At 72.2% G+C, this 16,774-nt stretch carries 17 protein-coding genes; 11 read left to right on the top strand and 6 right to left on the bottom strand.

Annotated features, from left to right (window positions below; genetic code table 11):
- Positions 1-161 precede the first annotated feature (161 nt).
- Positions 162-1,400, top strand: coding sequence for an aminotransferase class I/II-fold pyridoxal phosphate-dependent enzyme (locus SFY69_02310; GenBank protein MDX2130870.1), 1,239 nt, complete (start codon positions 162-164; stop codon positions 1,398-1,400).
- 7 nt (positions 1,401-1,407) lie between these two features.
- Here the strand turns inward: SFY69_02310 and SFY69_02305 are convergent, their stop codons facing one another.
- Both SFY69_02305 and SFY69_02300 read right to left on the bottom strand, forming a co-directional pair.
- Positions 1,408-1,695, bottom strand: a complete 288-nt coding sequence (locus tag SFY69_02305; protein MDX2130869.1) for a hypothetical protein — start codon at positions 1,693-1,695, stop codon at positions 1,408-1,410.
- On the bottom strand, positions 1,692-3,056 hold the full coding sequence (locus SFY69_02300; protein MDX2130868.1) for a PIN/TRAM domain-containing protein: 1,365 nt from the start codon (positions 3,054-3,056) through the stop codon (positions 1,692-1,694). Before SFY69_02300 ends, SFY69_02305 begins: the two co-directional genes overlap by 4 nt.
- Before the next feature lie 159 nt (positions 3,057-3,215).
- Here SFY69_02300 and SFY69_02295 point away from each other — a divergent pair, with 159 nt between their 5' ends.
- The 8 genes from SFY69_02295 to SFY69_02260 are packed head-to-tail and all read left to right on the top strand — an operon-like array spanning position 3,216 to position 9,868.
- Positions 3,216-3,635, top strand: coding sequence for a type II secretion system protein GspG (locus tag SFY69_02295; GenBank protein MDX2130867.1), 420 nt, complete (start codon positions 3,216-3,218; stop codon positions 3,633-3,635).
- 20 nt (positions 3,636-3,655) lie between these two features.
- Entirely contained in the window at positions 3,656-4,324 is a 669-nt protein-coding gene (locus tag SFY69_02290; GenBank protein MDX2130866.1) for a type II secretion system protein, read from the top strand.
- Positions 4,321-5,424, top strand: a complete 1,104-nt coding sequence (locus SFY69_02285; GenBank protein MDX2130865.1) for a prepilin-type N-terminal cleavage/methylation domain-containing protein — start codon at positions 4,321-4,323, stop codon at positions 5,422-5,424. Before SFY69_02290 ends, SFY69_02285 begins: the two co-directional genes overlap by 4 nt.
- A complete protein-coding gene (locus SFY69_02280) occupies positions 5,421-6,272 on the top strand; it encodes a hypothetical protein (protein MDX2130864.1) in 852 nt (283 codons plus the stop codon). The genes SFY69_02285 and SFY69_02280 overlap by 4 nt, the downstream gene beginning before the upstream one ends.
- Entirely contained in the window at positions 6,269-7,141 is an 873-nt protein-coding gene (locus SFY69_02275) for a hypothetical protein (protein MDX2130863.1), read from the top strand. The genes SFY69_02280 and SFY69_02275 overlap by 4 nt, the downstream gene beginning before the upstream one ends.
- Entirely contained in the window at positions 7,138-8,694 is a 1,557-nt protein-coding gene (locus SFY69_02270) for a hypothetical protein (GenBank protein ID MDX2130862.1), read from the top strand. The genes SFY69_02275 and SFY69_02270 overlap by 4 nt, the downstream gene beginning before the upstream one ends.
- A complete protein-coding gene (locus SFY69_02265; protein ID MDX2130861.1) occupies positions 8,691-9,266 on the top strand; it encodes a hypothetical protein in 576 nt (191 codons plus the stop codon). Before SFY69_02270 ends, SFY69_02265 begins: the two co-directional genes overlap by 4 nt.
- Positions 9,263-9,868 carry a hypothetical protein gene (locus SFY69_02260; GenBank protein MDX2130860.1) on the top strand — a complete coding sequence of 202 codons (606 nt, stop codon included), beginning with the start codon at positions 9,263-9,265 and terminating at the stop codon, positions 9,866-9,868. Before SFY69_02265 ends, SFY69_02260 begins: the two co-directional genes overlap by 4 nt.
- A 108-nt stretch (positions 9,869-9,976) precedes the next feature.
- Here the strand turns inward: SFY69_02260 and SFY69_02255 are convergent, their stop codons facing one another.
- Complete coding sequence (locus SFY69_02255) at positions 9,977-10,246, bottom strand: hypothetical protein (GenBank protein ID MDX2130859.1); 270 nt, start codon at positions 10,244-10,246, stop codon at positions 9,977-9,979.
- A gap of 301 nt (positions 10,247-10,547) precedes the next feature.
- Here SFY69_02255 and SFY69_02250 point away from each other — a divergent pair, with 301 nt between their 5' ends.
- On the top strand, positions 10,548-13,253 hold the full coding sequence (locus tag SFY69_02250; GenBank protein MDX2130858.1) for an AAA family ATPase: 2,706 nt from the start codon (positions 10,548-10,550) through the stop codon (positions 13,251-13,253).
- A gap of 115 nt (positions 13,254-13,368) precedes the next feature.
- Positions 13,369-14,283: a prepilin-type N-terminal cleavage/methylation domain-containing protein gene (locus tag SFY69_02245; GenBank protein MDX2130857.1), complete on the top strand. Its 915-nt coding sequence runs from the start codon at positions 13,369-13,371 to the stop codon at positions 14,281-14,283.
- Positions 14,284-14,372: 89 nt separating this feature from the next.
- Here the strand turns inward: SFY69_02245 and SFY69_02240 are convergent, their stop codons facing one another.
- From SFY69_02240 to SFY69_02230, 3 genes are read right to left on the bottom strand one after another with little or no spacing between them, the layout of a single operon-like run.
- Positions 14,373-15,089 carry a UbiX family flavin prenyltransferase gene (locus SFY69_02240; protein ID MDX2130856.1) on the bottom strand — a complete coding sequence of 239 codons (717 nt, stop codon included), beginning with the start codon at positions 15,087-15,089 and terminating at the stop codon, positions 14,373-14,375.
- A gap of 37 nt (positions 15,090-15,126) precedes the next feature.
- Positions 15,127-16,026 carry an FkbM family methyltransferase gene (locus SFY69_02235; protein ID MDX2130855.1) on the bottom strand — a complete coding sequence of 300 codons (900 nt, stop codon included), beginning with the start codon at positions 16,024-16,026 and terminating at the stop codon, positions 15,127-15,129.
- 29 nt (positions 16,027-16,055) lie between these two features.
- Positions 16,056-16,745 (bottom strand): hypothetical protein, encoded by a 690-nt coding sequence (locus SFY69_02230; GenBank protein MDX2130854.1) that lies wholly within the window; start codon positions 16,743-16,745, stop codon positions 16,056-16,058.
- Positions 16,746-16,774: the final 29 nt, after the last annotated feature.

Below are 16,774 nucleotides of genomic sequence, written 5' to 3'. Positions count from 1 at the left end.
ATGAGTGATCGGACACGATCCCTGTTGCAACAAGCGTACGGCGCGACGTGGGTCCCGTGTTCGCGCGGGGGCGCGCAGAACCCGGGGCGCGTTCTCAAGCCTCGCGGCGGATTGGCTCTAGCATTCGTGCCCCATGTCGGGCGACTGCACCGGAGCGAACCATGGCCCTTGTGACCACCGAACATCCGTTCAACACCCGAACTGATTCCCTGCTCCAGTCGCTGCGCGAGGGCGGGCTGTGGAAGCGTCTGCGGACGATCGACAGCCCGATGGACGCCGTCGTGCGCATGCGGATGGACGACGGCTCGACGCGCGAGGTGATCTGCTTCTGCTCGAACAACTACCTCGGGCTGGCGAACCACCCGGAGGTGATCGACGCGGGGCTCAGGGCTTTGCGCGACTACGGCGCGGGCACGGCGAGCGTGCGGTTCATCTGCGGCACGTTCACGCCGCACGAGGAGCTCGAGGCGCGCATCGCCGACTACATGGGCACGCAGAGCGCGTACACGTTCGTGAGCTGCTGGACCGCGACCGAGGCGGTGTTTCCGACGCTGTGCGAGCCCGGGGACATCATCATCTCGGACGAACTGAACCACGCGTGCATCATCGACAGCGTGCGCCTCGCGACGACCATCAAGAAGGGCGTGCACAAGGCGCTGTACAAGAACAACCGGCTCACGGGGCCCGGCTCGCTCGAGGAGGCGCTCGTCGCGGCGCGGGCGAACCCGGACGTCACGGGCCAGGTCTGGGTCGTGACCGACGGGGTCTTCAGCATGGAGGGCTCGATCGCCGACCTCCCCGCCATGCGCTGCCTGTGCGACGCGCACGGCGCGATGCTCGTCGTCGACGACAGCCACGGGCACGGCGTCATGGGGCACACCGGGCGCGGCACGCACGAGCACTGGGGCATGCTCGACGGCCCGGCGCGCGTCGACGCCTTCACCGGCACGCTCGGCAAGGCCCTGGGCGGGGGCGCGGGGGGCTTCGTCGCCGGGCCCCGGCGCATGACCGACCTCATCGTCCAGCGCGGACGTCCCACGCTCTTCAGCAACGCCCTGCCCGTCACCGTTGCGGCGAGCGCGAGCAAGGCGATCGAGGTCCTGCGGCGCGAGCCCGAGCGCGTGCAGCGCCTGCGCGACAACGTCCGCTACGCACGCACACGCCTGAAAGACGCCGGGTTCGACGTGCTGCCCAGCCCCACGGCCATCTGCCCGATCATCGTGCACGACACCGCCCGCGCCATCTCGATGAGCGCGCGCCTGCTCGAGAAGGGCGTCTTCGTCATCGGCTTTGGGTATCCCGTCGTGCCCGAGGGGCACGCGCGCCTGCGCTGCCAGATCTCCGCGGCCCACACGACCCAGCACATCGACGCGCTCGTGGACGCCCTCAAGAGCCTGTGACGCGGGCCTACCGCCCCGGCCAGGGCGAGCGGGGCAGCGAGCGCCCGGGCACCGGGTCGTACGACGGCGTGGTGTTGGAGAGGTGATGGCCCCACATCTGGCCGAAGCGCTCGGCTTCGGCGCGGCGGGCGTCGGGGCTGACCTCGTCGCGCAGGACCTCGGTCCAGAGCGGCGGACGCCCGGACGAGGCGCCCGCGCACCCGCCGAGCAGCACGCCGGTGAGGCACGCCGCCCCGAGCAGGCATGACGGAAACAGCAGCGGGGCACGCGGCGCGACGGGACGGCGCGCGGTCATCGGCGCGGGTTCCGGGGCGAGCCCTGGCGGATGGACGGCGGCGGCTTGGGCGGGAAGGGCGTCCGCACGACGGGGGGCGAGATTTCCAGCGGGCCGGACGTGTCGCCGGGCGAGGGGCCTTCGACCGGCGCGCCGACGGGAACGCCCGACGCGAAGTTGGCGCGGCTGCCGGCGGCGGAGTCTCCGGCGCTGAGCGGGGCTCCGGACAGCCCGGGCCCGCCGCTCTGCCCGGAGATGGGCGAGCCGGACTGGCCGGGGACAGGAGGTTCGGCGAGGCGGGCGAAGATGAGCCGCCCCGCGCTGGTCTGGAGCGAGGAGACGACGGTGAGCGGCGCAACCTGGCCGATGCGCTGGCCCCCGTCCTCGACGACGACCATGGTGCCGTCGGGCAGGAAGCCCACGCCCTGCCCGGGCTGTTCGCCCGCGCGCATGATCTTGAGCGTGATGGACTCGCCGGGGATGAGGGCGCTCTTGAGGGCGTTGGCGAGGTCGTTGAGGTTGAGCACGCCGACGTTCTGGATCCCCGCGACGCGCGCCAGGCCCACGTCGGCGGTCAGGATGATCGCCGGCATCGTGCGCGCCAGCTCGACCAGCATCAGGTCGACGTTCTTTCCGGGGATCGAGCGCTCGTCGATCGTCACGTCGATCCGCGGGCTGCGCTGCAGGCGGGCGATCATGTCCAGCCCGCGACGCCCCTTGGCCCGCGTCACGGCGTCGGGATGGTCGGCGAGCAACTGGAGTTCCTGCACCACGAAGCGCGGCACGACGACCGGTGCCTGGATGAAGCCCGTCGGCGCGATGTCGGTCAGACGCCCGTCGATCAGGATCGAGGTGTCCACGAGGATCGGACGCACGCCCCGCATCTGCTTCGCGAACTCGACATAGGGAATCACCAGGCGGAAGTCGTCCTTGGTCTGCAGGACGATGACCACGCCCAGGTAGCACAGGCTGATGCCGATGAGGATCTTGATCGAGTTGACGGCGGGCTTGAGCACCTTGAGCGCCTCGGACTCGGGCACCCAGCTCTGCAGCAGCAGGTCGATGACGAAGCCGATGACCAGCGTCGCGAGCATGCCCGCGATGACCCCGGTCAGCACGCCCAGCACGGTCGCGATCTTCTTGCGGGGCGTTAGCACGTCTACCGCGAGGGCGAGACCGAACAGAACCCCGGCGAAGAGCATGGGGGCCCACCAGCGCCAGGTGACGTTGGAGGCGAGCGGGTCGCTGGCGGCCTGGATGACCGCCAACGCCGCGAACGTCGTCATCAGGATGAGGTACGCCACGCGCACCAGGCGCACGATCAGCGATTGCTGGCGTTCGGCGGCCTCGGCGGGGCTGGGTTCAACCTTGGGTGGGTTCACGGACGGAGTGTACGGGTGAACGGGGGGAAGGGGTGCGGATTCTGCGGCGTGGGCAGGTCCGGATTTCCTCCGAGCGCCCCGTATTCATGGGCGAATACCGGAGGCGGGGTAGACTTTGACGCGTGCCCCCCCGGGGGGGACGCCGCGGGAGACGATCTCATGCAGCGCAGCACCGCCGCCGTCGTGCCGGCACGTCCGGGTTTCTCGCTCCTCGAGCTCACGCTCGTGATCGCGATCATGGGCGTCCTGATCGCGGTGGCGGCGGTCAGTCTGGCGGGCGCGGGCGAGCGGTCCAAGCGGCGTGCGACGGAGATGACGCTGACGACCGTGAAGAACCAAATCGAGTCGTACCACCTGAACTACAGCGCCTATCCGCCGGACCTGCGCACGCTCGTGACGGCCAAGTTCCTGGAGGACGGGAAGTTGCGCGACGGCTGGGACAAGCCGCTCGTCTACGATCCGCGTCCGGCCGGCGCCCACAAGTACGTCCTGGGCTCGGCGGGCGAGAACGGGCAGTTGGGCGACGAGGACGACGTCGACGTCTGGCGCATCAACCAGGAATCGCCCGGGTCCAACTGACCGGGTTCGGGGTGCAACCGGTGACACGCGGCGGCCCGGGTGGAACTCGGCGCGGCAGGCTCGGCACGACGCTCGCGTGGCGCCGCGGGCTCACGTTCATGGAGACGATCGGCGCGACGGTCATCCTCGCCCTGCTGGCGGCGGTGATGTTCAGCGCGTTCAACTCCATGATCGCCGGGCAGGTGCGCCAGCGCCAGCGTCTCGCGTGCGCCGAGGTCGCCAACCGGCTGATCCTGCAGTACCTCGACGACCCGGACACCATGCCCCCGCCGTCGTACCCCGTGGAGTACGAGGGCGAGCGCTTCCGCTGGGAGCTTGAGCGCACGCCGGTCGAGCGCGTGTGGGCGAATCCGGAGTTCATCCAGGAGAACGCGGGCCCGACGAATGTCTCCGTGACGGACGACCGGCTGGAGCACGTGGGGGTGCGGGTGTGGCTGGCGGAGGAATCCGGCGGGTCGTACGTGTTTGATGCGCTGGTGCCCCACGCGAGCATGGGACGCCTGATCGATCCGCTGGGGATGCGCAACCCCGACACGATCGAGCACATCTTCGGCACGCCCGGGAGCGCGCGCTACCAGCGCTTCATGGAGGAGATCGCCCGGTTCTCGAACAGCGGGGGCGGGTCGCGGCGCGAGCGTGCGCCGGCGCGTTCGCCGGGCGGGGCCGCGGGCGGGGAGCGGCCCAAGTGAAGCGACGCGCGTTCACGCTGCTGGAGATGACGCTGGCCGTCGCGATCGCGAGCGGGCTGGTGCTCGTCGCGATGATGATGTTCATGTCGATGGAGCGGACGGATCGGCTGCTGGGGGTGCGGGCGGAGCAGGGCTCGGACCTGGCGCAGGTGCGGCTGGTGATGCAGCGGGCGACGCTGTCGTTCCTGATGACGCCGCGGGCGACGCGTCCGCGAGCGACCCCGACCGCGCGGGCGCGCGAGACGGGCACGGAGGCGGAGGGGGAGGCGGAGGAGCGGCTGCTGACGCCCCGGGTGATCTTGGAGGCCGACCCGCGTGTCGCGGGGATCATGATGTCGCGTCGCGACGATCCGGGGGTCTACGCGGTGCAGCGGCTGGAAGCGGTGCTGATGGATTCGCCGGTGCCGGATTCATCGCGGGACCTGTGGCGGTGGGTGGATGGGACGACGCGTCGGGCGCGGCGATCGGCCGACGACGTGGCGAAGGACGAGCGTGGAGCGAGCGCGGCGGCGGATGCGGATGTGGAGGAGGCGCAGGCGCCGGTGCGGGCGGTGCGGGGGGCGTTCGAGTTCTGGCCGCAGGGAAGCCGCGGGGCGCAGGGTGATCTCGAGGCGATCCGCGCGCTGAGCGGCGGACCGACGGAGACGCCGATCTTGTGGGAGTTGTGGTGGGTGCCGCTGCCGGCGCGGGGCGAGTACGTGGACGACCCGTCGCCGCCGTCGCCGGTGCTGGGCGAGGCGTACCAGGTGGCGGCGAACATCCGGTACGCGCGGTGGACGTTCTTCGACGATCGCGAGCGGAAGGTGGCGTTCGAGGCGGCGACGCGCCAGGCGTTGCCGGCGTACGTGGAGTTGGAGATCGAGACGGGCGCGGGGCTGCGGGCGAAGTACATGTTCGAGACGGACGGCTCGTACGGGCCCGAGTCGGCGCGGCCGCCCGAGGCGCCGCCCGCGCCGGGCGAGGTGGCCAGGCCGTCGGGCGCTGGGGGCGGGGGCGGCTTCGGTTCCGGGGCCGGCGGCGCGGGCGGGGGCGGCACCGGCGGGGGCACCGGCGGGGGCAAGGGTGGCGACAAGGGCGGCGGGAAGGGGGGGGCCAAGTGAGCACCCTCGCGCGTCATCGCGGCGCGTTCGCGCTGCCCCTGGCGCTGCTGCTGGTGGTCGTGTGCACGACGATGCTGGCGGTGATGCTGCAGCGTCACGGGGCGGACCAGCGCACGGCGCAGCGTCAGATCGACGCGTACGCGTTCGGGCATGCGACGCGCGGGCTGAGCGAGGCGCTCAACCTGCTGGCGCAGCGCAAGCAGGGGACGATCGGGCAGGCGCTGGACCGGGACGGGAAGCTGGCGGACCTGCGCGTGGCGGGCGGCGAGGTGCTGTCGATCTACCTGGAAGACGGGCAGGGGCCGGCGCTGTCAAACCTGTCGGGGCTGGGGCAGGAGAACTTCACGCTCGGGCGAGACCTGCTGCGGCGCCTCGTGGAGGCATCGCCCGAGGACGCGACGCGCATGACGCGCGAGGAGGGCCCGCTGTCGGTGAGCGTGAACACGGCGCCCGAGGCGGTGCTGCAGGCGGCGCTGGGGGCGATCACGGGCGGGGGCGCGGCGAGCGGGCTGGCGGGCGACATCGCGGCGCGTCGGCGCGCGGAGGGGTTCATCGACGAGGAAGGGCTGCGCAACCTGATCTCGGGCTCGGAGCTGTCCGACGAGCAGAAGCAGCGGGCGCACGCGCTGCTGACGGCGACGCCCACGCTCTGGCGCGTGCGGGCGGTGCTTGATTCCGGGCGGGTGCGGGCGCAGCCGGTCGAGTACCGGGCGTGGGCGATCTTCGTCCGCGCGCGGGCCGGGGGCGACCGCGCGAACATGGTGCAGCGGAGCGTGGCGATCTTCGGCTGGGAACGCGTCGCCGAGGTTCCGTATCCTGACGAGATGCCAATGGGAGACGCACCATGACGCCCCCGATCATCGATCGCGGCGCCGCGAAGGCGAACACGCGCCTGGCCGCGGGCGCGGGCGCGGTGCTGCTCGCGTGCGGGGCGGCGCTGGGCGTGCTGGGGCTGCCGGTGTCGCGGGTCGAGCCGGTGCCGGACGTGCTGACGCTGCCGCCCCCGCCGCCACGCACCGAGCCCGGCGAGACGCGGATCGAGGCGGCGCTCGACATCGAGGCAGCGAGTGCGCGGATGCGCGCGCTGGGCAACAGCCCGCGGGCGCCGGCGGCTCCCGGGTCGCCGACGCCGGAAACGCCGGGCGCGTCCGCCGCGGCGCCCCCGCCACCACCGCCCCCGGCCGAGGCCCGCTATATCGCGAACATCGCGGTTGGGAGCCGGCTGCTGGCGGTGCTGGTAGACGGCGAGCGCCAGCGGATCGTGAAGGCCGGTGACACGCTCTTGGGCGGCGGGAAGATCGTGCGGGTGGAGCCGGACAAGCTCGTCGTCGAGGACGGCGCGGGACGCCGGACGATCCCGATGGCGGAGCGGACGGGCGAGGTGCTGTCGCGCGCCGCGCCGGCGCCGGCGCCCGGGCCGGCGCCGATGGCGATCAAGAACCTGCCGCGGCCGACGGCGCCGGGGGCCGCCAAGGGCACGTCGCTGGCGGGCGTGCTGGGCGGGTCGCCGGTGCCGTCGCGCACTCCCGGGCCGACGAAGCGCGTCCGCGGGACGCCCGACAACTCGCCCGAGCGGCTGGACGAGATCTTCTCGGAGATCAAGGCGTCGGGGCGCTTCAAGGGCGAGAACGAGATCTGGGACGCCGCCAAGCAGCAGTTCGAGCAGGAGGCGGCGGAGTCTGAGGAACGCCAGCAGCAGTCCGGGGGCGCGCGGTGAGCGCACGGGTGCTCTTTCTGTCGCGGGGTGACCGCGGCGCACGGCTGCGGGCGGTCCGTCTCACGGGCGAGCGGTCCGACGTCCGCTACCCCGAGACCGGCGCACTCGAGGGCGTGGCGGAAGATTTCCCGCCGGTGGCGGCGTGGGTGCGCGAGCAGCTCGACCGCACGCGATCGTCCACCGGCATTGCCCAGCTCTGCGTCGATGTCGAGGGGGGCGTGTGCGCGTGGCTGAGCGCGCCCAGCGCCGAGCCGGCGGTGGTCGCGGCGAGCGCCCGCATGGGCTCGGGCGACGGTGCGCCCCCCGCGGGCGGGGCGCTCGACTACTACGCGCCCGACGACCGGGGCGCGACGCTGCAGGCCCTGGGGCAGCGCGGCGGCGACGGCGTTTCGCGCCTGGCGGTGCTGGGCATCACCGACGTGCCCGCCCGATTGCTCATCGATGCGCTCGACCGGGCGCGCGTGCCCGTCGAGAGCGTGTCCACGCTGTGGCACGCGATGGCCCGGGCCTGGGACCCCGGCGCGCCCCGCGGGGCCGAACGCGACGCGCCGCTCGCCGACCCCGGCCCGGTGTGCGCGGTGCTGGTGGTCGATCCCGAGGGGCGGCTGCTGTGGTGCTGGTCGTGGGGCGGGCGCGTGCTGTGCGCGGGGGCGATGCGCGTGCGTACCTCGGCGCCCGACGGGGCGGTGCACCTGGGCGCCGACGAGGCGTCGCGGCTGACGGCGGAGTGGCTGTCGTGGGGCGTGCAGCTCGGACGCGTGCCGGGGCGCGTCGTGGGCGTGCTGCCGGACGCGGCGGCGGGCGACGAGGACTTCGTGCGGGCGCTGGTCGCCTCGTGGGCGAAAGCGCCGTTCGACGCCGTGCGCGTGGCGGACCCGGTGGGCGAGACGCTCGCGCGTCTGGCGCGGGCGCTGGAGGACACGCCCCGGGCGTTCGCGCTGTCGGACGATCCGTCGACGGGGTTGCCCGCGCTGGCCAACCGGCCCGGGGCGGCCCATCGGCGGATGCACCTGGCGCGGGCGGCGGCGTTGATGGTGGCGGCGGGCGGGGTCGCCATCGGCGTGTGGCAGTTGTCGCGCGCGAGCGAGGCGGCACGCCGGGCGGCGGACGATTGGAAGGCGCGCTGGACCGCGCTCATCGCCGAGGTGTCTCCCGAGGCCGCCCGCCCCAGACCCGGCGTGACGCCCCTCGCCCAGTTGGAGGACGAGGTGCGCCGGCTGGAGCGGGCGGCGGCCCCGGTCGTGCGCACGGACCAGACCCAGCCGGTGATGCAGGAGTTCGAGACGATCTCGCTGGTGCTGGCGAGCGCCGGGTGCGATCTGGAGGATCTGGATCTGGATTCGACGACGCGGGTGCGCGTGGTGACGATCGTTCGGAGCGCGCAGCAGGCGGAGGCGATCCTCGAGGGGTTCCGGCGCGTGGGGGGCTCGCACGTCGACAACTGGACGCTGCAGGTGCGGGACGTGCCCGGCGGGGCGGAGCGGCGGGTGCGCGCGGAGTACCGGGCGGACTGGGCGACGCCCGCGCCGCGCAGCGGGGGAAACGGCGCGTGACGCAACTTCCCGATGGTGGCGCGGCGGAGGAGCGTCGGCTGCTGCTGGCGTCGGTGGCGGCGCGGGCGGAGCGGAGCAACCAGCCCCGACACGTCGTGCTCCTGGCGGGCCTCGTGCTCGCGGGGGCCGTGCTCGCGCTGGTCCTGGGGTGGAGTTCGTTCGCGGCGGCGCGGTCGAAGCTGCGCACGCAGCAGGACACGGCGGGTCGTGTGGTGGAGACGGCGGCCCGCCTGCAGGCGCTGCGGTCGGCGGGGCCGGACACCAGTTCGCCCCGTGCCAGCGACGCGGGGCAGCAGGTGCTGGGGCTGATCGAGCGGGCGGGGCGCGAGGCGGGGCTGCGCGACCGGGTTGTGGCGCCGCGCACGCGCGAGTCGAGCAGCCCCGGGTCGAGCGCGGTGCGCTACGAGTGGACGTACGACGTGCGCGACCCCTCGCTGGACGCGATCCTGAACTGGATCGCGCGCGTGCGCGAGCAGGCCCCGAGCCTGGAGGTCTTCTCGTTCAAGGTGCGTCCCGAGCAGCAGGTGTGGTTCGTGACGGTGCGGTTCACGCGGTGGGAGCGGGCCGAATGATGTACGCGCGTGTGGCGGTCGTTGTGGGTGTGGCGCTGCTGGCGGGCTGCGCGTCGAATCGCCGGGCGGGCAACGCCGAACTGCCGGCGCGCGACGCGCAGTTGGCCGCGGAACTGGCCGCCCAGGGCGAGCGGGCGATCGACAAGGAGGACTGGGCCCGGGCCATCTCCCTCAATCGCGAGGCGCTGCGGCATCACGACGGTCTGGGGGCGGCGTGGCACAACCTCGGGATCGCGCTCATGCAGACGCGCGAGAACCTGGAGGCGGCGTCGAGCTTCCAGCGTGCCGCCGAACTGCTGCCTACCGACCCGCGCCCCTACGAGAACCTCGCGCTGCTGCACATGAACGCCGGGTGGCACGAGGACGCGCTGCGTCTCTACGAACTCTCGCTGGAGCGCGGGGCGTACCACGTGCCGTCGCTGCGCGGGGCGGTGCTGGCGGCGAGGGAACTCAACCAGAGCACGCCCGCCGGGCTGGAGCGGGTGAAGCGGGGCATCCTGGTCGAGAAGGACCCGGCGTGGCGGGTGATCTTCGAGCGCGAGCAGGTGCGCGTGGCGCAGGACCTGGCCGAACGCGAGAAGGCGTCGCGACGGCCGAACTAGGCCGCCGCGTGAGCCGGTGACCGCGTGACCTGATGGCCGCGTGACCTGGTATCCGGGTGAACCACGGCCCGGCGCGCGGGGTCGGACGGGTGCCCGAGCCCCGACACGTCAGTGCGGCATCGGCGTGAGGCTCAGGCGGCTGGGGCGCTCGAGCAGCCAGAAGCGGTAGAAGTCGTCGCGCATCAGGCGGTAGTTCGCGTTCGTCGTGTGCGCGTACATGTTCCGGATGTCCTCCGGACGCTGGTACGACGTGCGGAGTTCCGGCGTGAGGTCGGACCGGATGGCCGAGGGCGAGGTGCCCTTCGAGCTGCAGCCGACCAGAGCGCTGAGCGCGAGCACGGGAACGACGAGAGCGGCAGCACAAGCGCGACGCGGCATGGCAAACTCCTGATTCGACTCGGTGGCGCCGCTCCCTGTCCGGGCGCGACGCGCGGCCTGAAGTTGTACCCGAAACTGCCGCGGGCCGTCAAGCCGCCGGGCAAGTTCTGGTACGGACTCTGTTCGCTCCCAAACGGGTCGCGACGCCGGCCGACGATACGCCGCCGGGACGGAGGCGGTTGCGGCTGCCGCTGTGGCAGGCGAGCGGGCCGGGCGTGTGGGGCGCGGGTGCGGGGTGCTTCATGCGACGGGCATGCGTTCGGCGCACGGCTTGCATGGTTCGAGCGCAGGAGGGCCGCCCATGCGTGCAGACCGATTGACGACCATTGCCCAGCAGGTGCTTTCCGACGCGCAGAGCGACGCGGTGGCGCGGCGCAGCCCCGAGGTGTCGGGGCTCCACATCCTGGCGGCGATCATCAAGGACCGATCCGGGCCGGGGTGGTCGATCCTGACCCGCGCGGGCGTGGAGCCGATGCGCGTGGCGCAGGTGACGGGGGCGGAGATCGGGCGGCTGCCGACGACCTCGACCAACGCGGGCGTTCCTGGGCGGCAGGTGCTGGACGTGGTGACGCGGGCCGAGCAGGAGAGCACGCGCCTGGGTGATGCGTATATCAGCAGCGAGCACCTGCTGCTGGCGCTGTGCGACGCGCCGACGCCGGCGAAGGACGTGCTGAGCACGCTGGGCGTGTCGAGGGGGCGCGTGGAGCAGGCGGTGAAGGAGATCCGGGCCGCCAGCGGGGTGACGAACGTGACCGATCCGGACGCCGAGAGCAGCTTCGAGGCGCTCAAGAAGTACGCGATCGACCTGACGGAGAAGGCCCAGCAGGGGAAGGTCGATCCGGTGATCGGGCGCGACGAAGAGATCCGGCGCTGCATGCAGGTGCTGGAGCGCCGGACGAAGAACAACCCGGTGCTGATCGGCGAGCCGGGCGTGGGCAAGACGGCGATCGCCGAGGGGCTGGCGCTGCGGATCATCAACGGCGACTGCCCGGAGAACATGCGGGGCAAGAAGATCATGGCGCTCGACGTGGGCCAGTTGCTGGCGGGCGCGAAGTACCGGGGCGAGTTCGAGGAGCGCCTGAAGGGCGTGCTGCGCGAGGTGCAGGCGTCGGCGGGGCGGATCATCCTGTTCATCGACGAGCTGCACACGATCCTGGGGGCGGGGGCGGCCGAGGGCGCGGTGAGCGCGGGCAACATGCTCAAGCCCGCGCTGGCGCGGGGCGAACTGCGCTGCATCGGCGCCACGACGCTGGACGAGTATCGCAAGCACGTCGAGAAGGACCCGGCGTTCGAGCGGCGATTCCAGCCGATCATCGTCGACCAGCCGAGCGTCGAAGAGACCGTCGCGATCCTGCGCGGGCTCAAGCCCCGGTACGAGGCGCACCACGGCGTGCGGATCCTCGACGAGGCGATCCTCGCCGCGGCCCAGCTCAGCCATCGGTACATCGCCGACCGGTTCCTGCCCGACAAGGCGATCGACCTGATCGACGAGGCGGCGGCGAAGCTGCGCATCGAGAACGACAGCATGCCGGGCGAGCTCGACGAACTGCGCCGGCGCGTCATGCAGCTCGAGATCGAGCGCGAGGCGCTCAAGATCGAGGCCACGCAGGGGGGCGAGGGCACGAAGCGCGAGCTCGACCGCATCGAGAAGGAGCTGTCGGAGCTGCAGGAGACCAACCGCACGCTGACGGCCCGGTGGGACGAGGAGAAGAAGGAGCTCGACGCCGTCAAGCGCGTGAAGGAACTGATGGCGGCGAAGCAGGTGGAACTGGAGCAGGCGCAGCGCCGGGGCGACCTGGAGGCCGCCGCCCGGATCCGCTACGGCGATCTGCGCGACCTGGAGGCGCGGCTGAAGGAGGCGGAGCGGGGCCTGGACGCGCGCCAGGCGCGGGGCGACGCGATGGTGAAGGAAGAGGTCGACGCGGAGGCGATCGCGGGCGTGGTGGCGCGCTGGACGGGCGTGCCGGTGTCGCGCCTGGTGGAGAGCGAGCGCGACAAGCTGCTGCGGATGGAGGAGAACCTGCGCGGTCGCGTGGTGGGGCAGGACCATGCGCTGACGGCGGTGGCGGACGCCGTGCGCCGGAGCAGGGCGGGCCTGAGCGACCCCAATCGGCCGGTGGGGAGCTTCCTGTTCCTGGGCCCCACGGGCGTGGGCAAGACCGAGACGTGCAAGGCGCTGGCGGAGTTCCTGTTCGACACCGACGAGGCGGTGGTGCGCATCGACATGAGCGAGTACGGCGAGAAGCACGCCGTGGCGCGGCTCATCGGCGCGCCGCCCGGGTACGTCGGGTTCGACGAAGGCGGGCAACTGACCGAGAGCGTGCGGCGCCGGCCGTACTGCGTGATCCTGCTCGACGAGATCGAGAAGGCGCACCCGGACGTGTTCAACATCCTGCTGCAGGTGCTCGACGACGGGCGCCTGACCGACGGGCAGGGGCGCACGGTGGACTTCAAGAACGCGATCGTGGTGATGACGAGCAACTATGGGTCGGCGCAGATCCAGGAACTGACCGCGCAGGGCGCGGAAGACTGGGAGATCGAGGCGGCGATCCGCGAGATGCTCAAGCGCGGGCCGGCGGGGATGATGGCCGAGGAGTTCGGCAAGGCGGCCGGGCTGCCCAGCCGCGTGACGGAGGTGATGAGCCGCGCCGCGATGACGATGTCGGGCGGGCTGATGCGCCCCGAGTTGCTCAACCGCATCGACGAGGTGGTGATCTTCCACCAGTTGCGGCGCGAGGACCTCGGGCGCATCGTGGACATCCAGTTGGAGCGCCTGCGCGGGCGGCTCAAGGAGCGCGGCATGGCCCTGGACCTCACCGACGAAGCGAAGGCGCAGTTGGCGAGCGAAGGATGGGACCCGCAGTACGGGGCGAGGCCCCTGAAGCGGACGATCCAGTCGCGGATCGAGAACGCGCTGGCGAGCCGCATGCTCGCTGGCGAGTTCGGCGCGGGCGACACGGTGCGCGTGGCGTGGGACGGCGGGCGGTTCGTGTTCGCGAAGGCGTAGGCCGGCGGTCGCCTTGCCGGAACGAGGCGGTCGGGTTCAGGTTGCGCGAAAGTCGGGCGCGCGCGGGGTCGGGAGGCCCGTTGCACGTCGGCGGCGGCGGTACGCTGGCGGCGCCATGGCCCGTCGCGCGTTCACGCTCATCGAGCTGCTCGTCGTCATCGCGATCATCGCGCTGCTCATCGGCATTCTGCTGCCCTCGCTCGGGTCGGCGCGGCGTGCCGAGCGGTCGACCCGCTGCATGTCGAACATGAAGAACCTGGTCGCCGGCTGGACGATGTACGCCGACGCGCACCGCGAGGTGCTGGTGGCGCACCGCGCGCCCGGGCTGCCCGGGGGCACGTCGAGCCCCGACAACTGGCACGAGGTGGGCAACGGGCTGAAGTTCCGCCCGACGTGGATCGCGCGCATCGGCGGGTACGTGGGCATCTACGCCTTCGCCGAACCCCGCACGGACTTTGATCGCCAGGACTTCGACAGCCGCGTGTACGTCTGCCCCGAGGCGCCCGAGCGCGTCGACGAGCGCAACAGCACGTACGGGTACAACTACCAGTTCCTGGGCAACAGCCGCCAGACGGGCGGGGTGTGGCACAAATATCCCGTGCGGATGTCGGCGATTCTCCAGACCTCGCGCACGGTGGTGGCGGGCGATGCGTCGGGGTCGTCGGCGGATTTCCCGCCCGAGCAACGCCGCCCGTACGAGAACGACGGGCGCACCGAGGCGGCCCTGGGCAACGAGGGGTACACGATCGACCCGCCCCGCCTCACGCCGACCTCGGACCTGGGCACCGCGCCGTACCGCAACGGGATGGACGCGCGCCACTCGTCGAAGAAGGCGGCCGCCATGTTCGCCGACGGGCACTCGGGCGTGCTGGGGCTCACCGACCTGGGCTATCGCGTGCTCGGCGACGGCCGCCTAGCGCGCACCGCCACGGGCCCGCGCACCGACGGCGGGCCGGGCGACGGCCCCGACCCGCGCAACGACCTCTTCGGCGGCACGGGCACGGACATCGACCCGCCCAACCTGCCGTAGCCGGCGCGTGACGCGCTGGCGTGACGCCTGCGCCGCCCATGCAGAACACTGCTGCAATCCAGGCAACCGAAACCAACCCAGGCGGGCGGTCAGTCGCGGCGCGTGTGGTCTTCCCAGCGGGTCTTGAGCGCGTGGGAGACGCCGAGGTGGTCGAGGACCTTGCCGACGACGAAGTCGACGATGTCCTCGATGCGCGTGGGGTGGAGGTAGAACCCGGGGTTGGGTGAGCAGATGGTGGCGCCGGCGAGCGCGAGGGATTCCATGTTGCGGATGTCGATGAGGCTCAGCGGCATCTCGCGGTGGCAGACGATCAGCGGGCGGCGTTCCTTCAGCGTGACGGCCGCGGCCCGGCAGAGGAGGTTCGAGCCCGAGCCGGTCGCGACCGCGCCGAGCGTGGCGGAACTGCACGGGAGGATGACCATCCCGCCGTGGAGGAACGACCCGCTGGCGATGAGCGCGCCCACGTCCTTGTTGGGGTGGATGAAGAGTGTTCCGGAGGGAAGTTCCGAAGTTCCGGAGTTCCGAAGTGAGGGAAGTTCCGGAGTTCCGGAGTTCCGAAGATCAGAGGATGACCCCTGCGCGGTTGCCCGGCCGCCGAGCAGTTCTTCCGGCGTGAGGTTCTTGATGCCCGCCTCGTCGAAGAGCAGTCGCCGCCCGTAGTCGGAGACGACGAGGTGCACGTCGTGCCCGTTGCGCAGGAGGAGGTCGAGCAGGCGGAGGGAGTAGACGGCCCCCGACGCCCCCGAGATGCCCAGCACGAACGGGCGTGGGGGAGGTGCGCGGTGAGTGCGGGTGTCGTCAGGCACGGGCGAGTGTCTTTCGGGGTTGCGTCGGGGCGCGTGCTCAGACCTCGGGGCGTTCGGTGGGAAGCACGCCCCACAACCGCCGGAGGTATTCGTTCCACAGCCCGTACGGATGCGTCGCGGTGCGGGGGGTCTGTGCGTCGTAGTGCAGCAGGGCGTGGGCGGCGAGGTCGACCGAGCCGTAGCACTCGTGCATGATCGTCGCGATGATGAGCAGCTCGCGGGGGGAGCGCTCGCGGAAGCGGGTGAAGTCGCGGACGTAGATGGCGTCGGCCCAGAGGTGCTGGCGGAGCGTGTCGAGGGGGTTGCTGTTGAGGACGATCGGCTTGAAGGTGCGCCCGCTGGGCGTCAGCAGGCTGTGCAGCACGAACCCCTGGGCGCGCAGGTGCACGTCGACGTCGCCGAAGAGCGGCTGGCCGACGTACAGCGGCACGAACTCGACCTCGGTCTGGACGACAACCGTGCCGCTGAGCAGGCGGGGCGCGCCGCGGAAGACGTCGAGCTCCGCGCCCTGCACGTCGATCTTGAGGTAGTCCATCGCGTCGATCGCGGCGACGTCGTCGAGACGCGTCGTCTTGACACGCTCCGTCTGCACGACGCGCGTGAGTTCCTCCAGCGCGTTGAAGAGGCGCAGCAGCGGGGTGTTCGGCGGGTAGAGCGAGGACGTCATCGTGAGTTCGCAGATGTGGAAGTCACGCTCCGCGCCGTCGCCGACGACGTTGGGCAGGTAGCGGCATTTGCCCGCGTGGCGCCCGGACGTCTCGAGCTGCTCGCGTGCCGCGTCGTCGGGCTCGAACCCGGTGAGCGTGCCCGCGCCCGCCGCGAGCAGGGGCTCGTAGGGCGGCTCTTCGCCGATGTTCGACGCGCCGACGTCGACGATGCGCACGCGGGGCGTCAGTTCGCCGAGCATCTCGATCAGGCTGAAGGGGAGTCGGCTCATCGGAGATGGGCGCGGGGGCGCCGCCGGGCTCAGTAGCTCGAGCGGTCCGGCGGGTTGACCTGGTCCTGCTCCAACTGCCACTCGAACTGGTCGACGCGGTCGAACTCGGGCATGGGGTAGGGCGGCGGGATCTGGACAGGCTCGTCCGGGGGCCAGGCCCGCGCGTGCACGACGCGCCAGGGGGAGAGCCCGCCGGTGAGGCGGACGGTCACCGTCTGGTAGATCGGGGCGCCGTCCGGGCCGGGCCCGAGCTCGGGCATCGGGCGGAGCACGTCCACCGTCGCCTTGTCGAAGCGCATCCAGACGCGAGTGATGTGAAAGACCGGGTCGGGCCCGAGCGTGTTGGTGGGCGAGGCGGGCTGCGCCTGCGGGCCGACCTGCTTCACGAGGCGGTCGTAGAACGTCTGGCGCAGGCCGCGGGGCGGGTTGACCACCAGCGGGTAGGGCGCCTGCAGCGACATCGCTTCCTCGACGGTCTCGGCATTGGCGCCGAGGTCGCCGGGCGGGTAGCGGGTGGCGACGTAGCGGACGGCCTCGACCATGCAGGTGAGGGCCGCGGGCTTGTTGGGGTTCTCGGGGATGCCCCTCGCGGTGGGCACGCCCGGGGACGAGACATACTGCTGGCAGCCCACGCCGCCGACGCCGGCCAGCACCGCACACCCCGCCAAGAGGGCCCGCGCCGCGAAGCGCCCCAGCCCGCCGCCCGAAATCGCATTCATGCCGAGTTCCCCGTGCGAAGGGCGCCGTC

The sequence above is a fragment of the Planctomycetota bacterium genome (genome assembly GCA_033763975.1).
In the GTDB taxonomy this organism is placed as follows: domain Bacteria; phylum Planctomycetota; class Phycisphaerae; order Phycisphaerales; family UBA1924; genus RI-211.
This window is presented reverse-complemented; position numbering and strand designations above follow the sequence as displayed.